Genomic DNA, 8,985 nt, shown 5'->3' with positions numbered 1-8,985 from the left:
TCTTTGATAATGCCACGATTTTCTACTTCCCCTTTTCCTACTTCAAACTGGGGTTTGACCAGGGCAACCAGTTCTCCTTCCGGTTTAAGAATTTTCAATAAAGGTGGAATAACAAGTTTAAGTGAAATGAAAGAAACATCAATCACAGCCAGGTCCGGCTTTTCGCCTAAATCTTTTTCAGATAATGATCTGGCATTTAACCTATCCCGGCAGATAACCCTGGGGTCGTTTCTGAGTTTCCAGTCTAACTGACCGTAACCGACATCTACGGCATAAACTTTTTCAGCACCATTTTGTAACAGGCAATCCGTAAACCCACCGGTTGAAGCCCCTATATCAACAACGGTTTTGCCCGCAGGTGAAATACGGAAATGTTCTAAGGCGTGCTCAAGCTTTATCCCGCCTCTACTGGCATAAAGTTGGGTCTCGCCAATTATAACGGGAAGGGTATCTTCAGAAACCAGTCGGCCGGGTTTATCAGCCACTTCATCTTTAATTCTCACTTTACCCGCTAAAATTAGAGCGCGGGCTTTTTCTCTCGTGGCAATGAGTTTTTTTTTACCAGCAATTGGTCGAGCCGGATTTTTTTATCCCTATTTGTCATTTTCTTCTTCTATTGGAAACAATTCGCTCACCAGTTCACCTTTCTGATCCCTGGTTAACTTTTCTATCTTTGCTTCGGCTTCAGTCAGTTTTTTTGAGCAAAGCCGCGACATTTTTATCCCTTCCTCAAAAATTTCCAGAGATTTATCAATGTCCAGTTCTCCTGTTTCCAAATCAACGACTATTTTTTCAAGCCGTTGTATGGCTTTTTCAAATTTTATTTCGCCCATATTCGGCCCCTTTTAAATTATATTGGCATGAACAATAAACCGGTATTAAAATCATATTAGCTGTTATTAAACCCGTGATAAAATTTTTTTGGTGTAACTATGAAGATAGTTGGCGATCGCATGAGAAGCTCTATTCAAAGCATTGATTTGAATCAAAACATTAATAGTGCCGCAAAAAAAATTTATGACAACCAGATCGGGTCTCTTCTGGTAACCGAAGAAGACAAGTATATTGGAATCATTACCAAAGCCGACTTAATGGTCAAAGTTCTCATTAAAAACCTTGATGGCAGTACCACCCGTGTTGCAGAAATAATGTCAAAGCCCCTGATAACTATTGATGTGTCAGAACCGCTTGAAAATGCACACAAATTATTCGACGAAAAATCTATCCGGCATTTAGCCGTTAGCCAGAATGATGAAATTATTGGAATACTCTCCAAAAAAGATCTGCGATGACTTTCGTCTCAACTTTCCTTTAAAACTTTATTTACTGTGCAATCAAGCCCTCCTCGCGAAAGCCTGATTTTAATCTTGTCTCCTTTCTTGATCCCTTCAGTATTTTTTAAGGATTTTCCATCTTTCGAAGAAATACTATATCCCCTTTCTAAAATTGCCAACGGGTTGATGGCGTTCAGGTTTTTTAAAATTCCTTCAAAACGTTGCTTGTTTAAAAGTAATTGCGAATGGATAATATGCAACATTCTTTTTTCCAGCATTAAGCGGTTTTCTTCCAAATGTTGGATACGTTTTTCTGGAGAAGACTGAAACAGTCTATGTATTTTATCTTGCAATCTCTGTTGGTGAGACACAAGGGTTTGCTCGAGCCCCCTGACCAGTCGACCATGAAAATCATCCAGTCGTTGAATTTGCGGATTCAAAATTTCTTTAGGTTGCTGGAAAAACCGCCTATCCATCAATCTTTTCAGCAGGTCGCTGTAATACTCCAGTTTATTTTTCAGGGATGCAATCAGCGCTTCATTCAAGGCGGCAATATCTCGAACCATATCTTGAAAAAGGGGAACGGTTAACTCTGCTGCTGCGGAAGGCGTTGGAGCCCGGAGATCTGCTACGAAATCTGCAATAGTAAAATCTATTTCGTGTCCCACCGCAGAAACTACTGGGATGCGGGACGCATAGATTGCCCGGGCCACTACTTCTTCATTAAACGCCCAAAGGTCTTCCAACGAACCCCCTCCTCTGCCAACGATGATAACCTCTATATCCTTTCTCCGGTTTAAAGCCCGAATTCCACTGGCGATTTCTTCAGCAGATCCCTCACCCTGAACCCTGGCAGGACATAAAAGAACAGAAACTTTCGGATTTCTCCTTCTTATTATATTGAGGATGTCTCTTACAGCGGCACCTGTGGGGGAGGTGACAACGCCCACTTTCCAGGGAAACTCAGGCAGAGGCTTTTTCTTTTCCTCGCTAAACAAACCTTCTTTATCCAGCTTTAACTTTAACTGCTCGTAGGCTTTTTGCAGGGCACCCAGCCCCTTTGCCTCGAGGGATTCTGCGATGATTTGATATTCTCCACGCGCGTCGTAGACAGTAATTCGGCCAAACAACAACACCTGATCACCATCTTCGGGTTGGAATTTTATGCCTGCCCGGTAGCCCTTAAATAAGACACAGCGAATCTGGGCATTATTATCTTTCAAAACAAAATAACTGTGACCGGAAGCCGCTGTCCTGAAGTTGGAAATTTCGCCCTCTACCCAAACTGAATCAAAAGCCGCCTCCAAAATGGCACGGATATCCCGGGTGAGTCCACTGACGCTGTACACCTGTGGTTGCGGGCTTTCAGTATCCGGGTGGCCTGAGGTCTCAACAAGTTCTTCAGGTGGACTTTCGGTTTTACTTAAACGGCTTTGTTTTTTACGAATCATAAAAATTCTTCGGGACGAAAACTCTTATTTGTCTTCGTTGTTAGAGAGTGGCTTTGAAAGCTTTTAAGGTGTTTTCCATAAGGAGGGCAATTGTCATTGGCCCAACCCCACCCGGTACAGGAGTGATGTATGAGGTTTTTTCAGCAACCGGCTCAAACTCTACATCGCCTGTCAGTTTTCCATCAACGCGATTAATTCCTACATCAATAACCACCGCATTGTCCTTAACCATTTCTGAATCGACAAAGCCGGGCCTGCCTACAGCAGCGATTAATATATCAGCCTGACTGGTAACTTGTTTCAAGTTCGAGGTCCTTGAGTGACAAATGGTAACTGTGGCATTACGTTGCAATAACAAAAGTGCCACGGGTTTGCCTACAATATTACTCCTACCTAAAACCACCGCATGCTTACCGGCGATTTCGATATTATAATAATCGAGCAGTTCAATAATTCCTGTAGGCGTGCATGGAGTTAGCAGAGCATTGCCAATAGCCAGTTTGCCGACGTTGATAGGATGAAAACCGTCAACATCTTTTTCCGGTTTAATGGATAAAAGAATTTTTTCAGAGTCAATATGGTCGGGCAAAGGCAATTGAACCAGAATGCCGTTCACCTCATCATTTTCATTCAGTTTTTTTATGACCTCCAGCAACTCATCTTCAGTAGTTTCTGCAGGCAGGTTTTGACCGAAAGATTGAAAACCAACCTCCTGGCAAACTTTATTTTTATTGCGAACATAAACGGCCGAGGCCGGATCTTCGCCAACCAGAACTGTAGCCAAACCCGGCATACGACCTGTTTTATTTTTCAATTCCTCAGTCTCTTGTTTCAATCGACTGCGGATTTCCATCGATACTTTTTTCCCGTCTATAAGAACCATGTTTTCCCTATTTGTTATTAATAATTTCTTGCGTAGTTTAACAGAATTTATATTTTATCGAAGGGGGGTTCTTTTGCTTATTTTATATCCAGTTCTTTAAGCAGTCGGGAGAGATAGGAGCGCTGGACATCCAACACCTGGGCGGCTTTTGTTCTGTTACCACCTGTGGATTTAAGTGTGTTGGAAATAAAAGTTTTGCGGAACGAGTCGCTGGCTTCTTTAAGGGTCGACCCCACATTGAATTCAACAGGGGCCTGGGGGATTTCGAAAGGAAATGCCCCTGGAAGCAATTCTTCCTCATCTGTCAATACAATGGCTCGCTCCACCGAGTTCTCCAGTTCCCGGATATTCCCAGGCCATGAATAACTCATAAGGTGAGAGATCAAACCTTTCCCCGGCTTTTTGACCGGTTTTCCTTCCGGAGTATGCTTCTTAATAAAGTAAGTCAATAAATCAGGAATATCACCCAGTTTGTCACGAAGTGGAGGTAAGGTTATTTTGATAACATTGATCCTATAATACAAATCCTGACGGAAGTTACCTTCCCGGACTTCTTTTTCCAAATCGCGATTTGTAGCTGTTACCAACCTGACATCAACATTAATATTTTCAGTACCCCCAAGACGAACAAACGATTCTTCCTGTATAACTCTCAGCAATTTTACCTGCATATCCAAAGGCATCTCACCGATTTCGTCCAGAAAAAGCGTGCCCTGATGAGCGGCTTCAAACAATCCAATTTTTTGCGAGTCAGCTCCGGTAAATGCCCCTTTCTCATGGCCGAAGAGTTCGCGCTCCAGTATGGATGCTGGCAGAGCCCCACAACTGACAGAGACAAAAGGTTTGTTTTGCCTTTGGCTATGATCATGGATAAGGTGAGCAAACAATTCCTTTCCTGTTCCACTTTCACCATTTAACAAAACGGTTGCCTTAGAGTCGGCCACTTTTTCGGCCACCCTGATACATTCTTTGATGGGTTCACTTTCGCCAACTATCGTATAGCGGTGCTGGTACTGTTTTTTTAGTCTGCCAAACTCTTCGCCCAGCAAAGTTCTGGATTGTGATATTTGAAAAAACTTTGCCATTAAAATGGCAAAGCGCTCCAAAACTTCTGCATTGTCATCACTAAAGGTAGAACCATCCACTTTGTCCAGAAACTGAACAACCCCGATCACTTTTTTATCAATCATCAATGGAAAACTGGCCATTGACTGGATGGGAATCCGCATTTTTTCACTGACTCCCTGATACCAACGCGGGTCTTTAGTAACATCATTGGCAATTATTGGTTTGCCGGTTTTCGCAACATATCCAGATATGCCCACTCCAGGGGGTAAATCAATATCTTTCAACTGCCCCATATTTTTTCCAGAGGCCTGATAAAATTGTAACTTGTTGGTTTTTTCATCTTGCACCAGTAATAATGAGCCATTTTTGACACCCACAATATCTTTAGCCGCATCCATAACCATGGCTAATAATTCATCCACTTCAACAGAAGTTGTAGTAAAAAGGTTAGATATTTTTCTTAATGTCTGAATATTCGTTTTTTCACCAATGCGTTTCATCGGAAATTCCGTTATAAAATTAAAACTCTTGACCTATGTTTACACTTTAATGCTAAGTATGGAAAAAGTGTATAAATTTATTTTACATCTTTGGGGGAGGTTTGAAAAGTGCTAATATTTTAAAGGCCAGCAGTTGTTTTCCTTAATAAATAGCTGTGTTTAAACGATAAATATATATGTAATAAACATATGAACCTCCAAATAGCAGGCATGGGTTTTCCTGTGACAAAGTCCAGTAAATTTATAAATTTCACCCAATAATTACATCAACCCACTTTTGTCATTCATTTGAGCCCGGCAATTCACAATTTTATCTGATCTTCTATGTTTGCGCCCACTTCAAAAACTAAAAGTTTAATTGGCTGTGCAACTTTACTTATTTTGATCAGCATACTTGCCTATTTCAATTCGCTGAAAGTCCCTTTTCAGTTTGATGATGTACCTCTGATAAAAAGTCATTGGCTGACAGATACAAAATCATTCTTTGACCACCCTCGTTCAGAACAAATTGGAAACCGTCCAATTTTATATTTTTCATTTGCCTTAAATAATCAACTGGCCCGTCACAAGGTTTTCGGATTTCATCTGATAAATCTGGGATTGCATATTGGTGTTACGCTTCTGATTTTTTTCATTATCTGGCGCGCCAGATATTTAGAAAGTGAGAGTGGTTGGTCTTTCCCCTTGCTAACAGCCTTATTGTTTTCATTGCATCCTTTAAACACCGATTCGGTTTCCTATATTTCTTCCAGGTCTTCCTTGCTGGCAACATTCTTTTATCTCTTATCTATATATTTTTTTCTGCACTTGTTTTGTCCGAACAAAACAACCGGAATTGTTAGAAAAATCTTTATTTCAATTCTGGTTATTTCAGGAATGTATTTATCTGTCGCTTCAAAATTAATCGGTGCGACATTACCAGTTATGTTAGCAGTCTGGTATTGGAGTTTTATTGGACGAAAACAATTTCCAGATTTTCATAAAACAGTTTTTAAAGGCCGGTTCGTCTATATAAGTTTGACTTCGGTGGCTGTTCTTATAATCGGCCTTATCTGTTTTTATGACTCCTGGGTTTATATGCCGCTGGACCAGGGATTCGAGTTATTTGGTCGTACCCCGTACTTTATGGTCCAATTAAAAGTTATCGTGTTTTATTATCTCAGGCTGTTTTATTTTCCTTTCAATCTGAATGTTGACAGCGGGTTTCCTTTCAGCTCGCCGATGACTGATCCTGCAATAATTATTTCAGGGCTATTAATATTTGCCATCGTATGGGCTGTAGTTAAATGGAGAAATGTATGGGTTGTTGTCGGGGCCATTTGGTTTTTTATAACTTTAGCCCCAACGTCAAGTTTCATTCCCCTGAATGATCTTGCTGTTGAACATCGTATGTATTTACCCATGTCATTAGGCTTGAGCCTCATGGCGGGAGTCTGGATAAACAAATTTACCAGTCCGGTTAAACTTCGTCTGCTGGTAACAATGATGATAATGCTGGGTATCACCACAGTTAACAGAAATACTGACTGGATCAGCGAATTAAGTTTGTGGAAAGATTCTGCAATGAAGAATCCTTTTTCACCTCGCCCCCATAACAATGCCGGCAAAGCCTATTATGAAAAAGGAAACCTTGCCAAGGCAAGCTATCACTTTGAAAAGAGTGTGGCAAACATACCGGGATTCATAGCCAATCAATACAATATCAATGACCCTGAAAGTTATTTTGAAAGAAAAAACAAAATCTTGAAAAATAATGTCTCCAATAATGAAAAGATATCGTCCCCATTAAAAATCACAGCTGAGCTTGTTGAACCTCATTATAATTTGGCAAGTGTTTACCTGGACCAAGGTCGACTGGACGAAGCGGAAAAGGAATATTTGAAAACCCAGGCATTGAGGCCAGGACATTTCTCATCAAAAATTGGTTTGAGTTCTGTTTATAACAGGAAAGGTTTGTACGATAAGGCCACACTCATCCTGGAAGAGGCCGTGAGGGAAAACATAACGAGTACCGACCCGGGATTCGCTTTGGCCAGGTTAAACCTGGGCGAACTTTATGGAAAAACTGGAAAAATTGAAAAGGCGATCATCGAATGGGAAGCGGCCCTGACAATAAACCCTTCTTTATTACAGGCTCATTTTAATCTGGGAACTGCCTACATGATGACGAAGAAATTAAATTCGGCAGAAAATTCCTTTAAATACTGCCTGAACCTTAATAGCGGATACGAGCCAGCCCTGTTCAACCTCGCCAAAGTTTATCAGATGCAGGAAAAATGGGACGATTCTAATCAGCAGTTCCAGGCTTTTCTTAATGTAAAAGGCCCAATGCCATCCGTATACACCCACATCGGTTTTAACTACAGCCGTTTGATGGATTGGAAAAAAGCGCGGTCATATCTTGAAAAATCTATTTCCCTTCAGCCTGGTAATGCAGATGCCAGAATATATTTAGCCGAAGTTTTCACCAATCTTGGCGAAAAAGAAAAAGCCCTGGAACAGTTAGAAACTGTATCTAACCCAAGCCCGGATCAACTTACAGTGATAAATAATATGATGTTAAGTTTAAAAAATGACTCCCCATGAATGTTAATACTAAAGATATCTTAAGGTATCAATTAAAATCTTTTTTCGTTCTCACATGCATGGGAATCCTTGCTTTCTGGGGAACGCTTCACTCTCCCTTTCTTTATGACGATGCGCACGCCATTGTAGAAAACCCATATATTCAACAACTGAGTGGATTTCAAGAAAACGTTGGCATTGAAAACATTTTCAATCGTTCCGTTCTCTTACTGACATTTGCAATAAATCGGGAAATCGGTGAACTGGAAGTTTTCGGGTATCATCTTTTTAATATTATCATCCATATATTGACCGGATTAATCTGGTATTTTCTGGTTAACGAGTTATTATTTTTAGAAACTGATCGACAGCGGTTCAGTAAATTACCTTTAATTTGCGCCTCCATCCACCTTATCACACCCCTTACGGTTGAAACCGTTACTTATATTTCCAGCAGGTCATCGGGATTAGCTACGTTTTTTTATCTTCTTGCTTTTTATATATTTTGCAGACTGGTTAACCCTGAGAGGGGTTCTATTTCACCACTCAATAAATTATTTTTCATTTCAGGTATTTTTACATTTCTATTTTTGGGAGTGGGAAGCAAGGAAATAGTCGTTACTTTTCCTTTGATGGCAATCATTTATTTGTGGTTTATTACTCCGGAGGAAAAAAGAAAATTTTTAAAAACAAAAGTTGCTGTTCTTCTTTTGCCGTTATTGCTTTATTTCTTCTACCGCTATTTGGAGCAGGGTAATATTTTTTCCTTAAAAGCAGACCCTGTCTCCGAACAGACCAGTCGTTTCTTATATTTTCTCAGTCAAATAAAAGTAGCCCTTAACTATTACCTGCTAAAACTCTTTTTACCTTTGAACCTTAACTTTGAGCCGGATATAAGGTTATTGTCCGGGGTAATGGATTGGCAGCTTATTTTTTCTGCTTGTGTTTTAGCAACCGGCGCATTCATGGTTTACAGGAATAAATCTCCGATACTAAAATTTGCCGTGATTTGGTTTGTAGTTACACTCCTTCCCACATCCAGTATTATCCCTCTTAAACAAATCGCTACAGAGCACCGTACCTATTTACCCGGATTGGGCTTCAGCCTTGCCGTAGGTTGGGTGTTCCTGAGTGTTCAATCCAATCGAGCAATTACTACCGGTCTTTTGTTTCTATTTTTATCTTTAATCTTTGTGCTTACAGTGCATCGTACTCTTGATTACCGTACAGAAATTTTACTGTGG

The 8,985-nt window shown here is 40.4% G+C and carries 7 protein-coding genes; 2 read left to right on the top strand and 5 right to left on the bottom strand.

Annotated elements, in window-relative coordinates:
- On the bottom strand, window positions 1–548 hold a 548-nt coding region (locus F3741_10120), incomplete at its 3' end, for a TlyA family RNA methyltransferase (GenBank protein ID MZG31139.1).
- A gap of 45 nt (window positions 549–593) precedes the next feature.
- Window positions 594–833 (bottom strand): exodeoxyribonuclease VII small subunit, encoded by a 240-nt coding sequence (gene xseB, locus F3741_10115; GenBank protein MZG31138.1) that lies wholly within the window; start codon window positions 831–833, stop codon window positions 594–596.
- A 99-nt stretch (window positions 834–932) separates the two neighbouring features.
- Here xseB and F3741_10110 point away from each other — a divergent pair, with 99 nt between their 5' ends.
- Window positions 933–1,292 carry a CBS domain-containing protein gene (locus tag F3741_10110; GenBank protein ID MZG31137.1) on the top strand — a complete coding sequence of 120 codons (360 nt, stop codon included), beginning with the start codon at window positions 933–935 and terminating at the stop codon, window positions 1,290–1,292.
- A gap of 8 nt (window positions 1,293–1,300) precedes the next feature.
- Here F3741_10110 and F3741_10105 read toward each other — a convergent pair whose 3' ends face one another.
- The 3 genes from F3741_10105 to F3741_10095 all read right to left on the bottom strand — a co-directional run bounded on the left by F3741_10105 (window position 1,301) and on the right by F3741_10095 (window position 5,176).
- The gene (locus F3741_10105; GenBank protein ID MZG31136.1) at window positions 1,301–2,725 is read right to left on the bottom strand and encodes an exodeoxyribonuclease VII large subunit; all 1,425 of its coding nucleotides are present in this window, start codon (window positions 2,723–2,725) and stop codon (window positions 1,301–1,303) included.
- A gap of 40 nt (window positions 2,726–2,765) precedes the next feature.
- Window positions 2,766–3,608, bottom strand: a complete 843-nt coding sequence (folD, locus tag F3741_10100) for a bifunctional methylenetetrahydrofolate dehydrogenase/methenyltetrahydrofolate cyclohydrolase FolD (GenBank protein ID MZG31135.1) — start codon at window positions 3,606–3,608, stop codon at window positions 2,766–2,768.
- 77 nt (window positions 3,609–3,685) lie between these two features.
- On the bottom strand, window positions 3,686–5,176 hold the full coding sequence (locus F3741_10095) for a sigma-54-dependent Fis family transcriptional regulator (GenBank protein MZG31134.1): 1,491 nt from the start codon (window positions 5,174–5,176) through the stop codon (window positions 3,686–3,688).
- 324 nt (window positions 5,177–5,500) lie between these two features.
- On the opposite strand from F3741_10095, the gene F3741_10090 reads away from it, so the two are divergent.
- Window positions 5,501–7,762 (top strand): tetratricopeptide repeat protein, encoded by a 2,262-nt coding sequence (locus F3741_10090; protein ID MZG31133.1) that lies wholly within the window; start codon window positions 5,501–5,503, stop codon window positions 7,760–7,762.
- Window positions 7,763–8,985 lie beyond the last annotated feature (1,223 nt).

It is taken from the genome of Nitrospinota bacterium (genome assembly GCA_009873635.1).
Lineage (GTDB): Bacteria > Nitrospinota > Nitrospinia > Nitrospinales > VA-1 > LS-NOB.
This window is presented reverse-complemented; position numbering and strand designations above follow the sequence as displayed.

Coding starts and splice junctions, on each gene's coding strand:
- folD (MZG31135.1), bottom strand. CDS start 3,608: ATGGTTCTTATAGACGGGAAAAAAGTATCGATGGAAATCCGCAGTCGA.
- xseB (MZG31138.1), bottom strand. CDS start 833: ATGGGCGAAATAAAATTTGAAAAAGCCATACAACGGCTTGAAAAAATA.
- F3741_10090 (MZG31133.1), top strand. CDS start 5,501: ATGTTTGCGCCCACTTCAAAAACTAAAAGTTTAATTGGCTGTGCAACT.
- F3741_10105 (MZG31136.1), bottom strand. CDS start 2,725: ATGATTCGTAAAAAACAAAGCCGTTTAAGTAAAACCGAAAGTCCACCT.
- F3741_10095 (MZG31134.1), bottom strand. CDS start 5,176: ATGAAACGCATTGGTGAAAAAACGAATATTCAGACATTAAGAAAAATA.
- F3741_10110 (MZG31137.1), top strand. CDS start 933: ATGAAGATAGTTGGCGATCGCATGAGAAGCTCTATTCAAAGCATTGAT.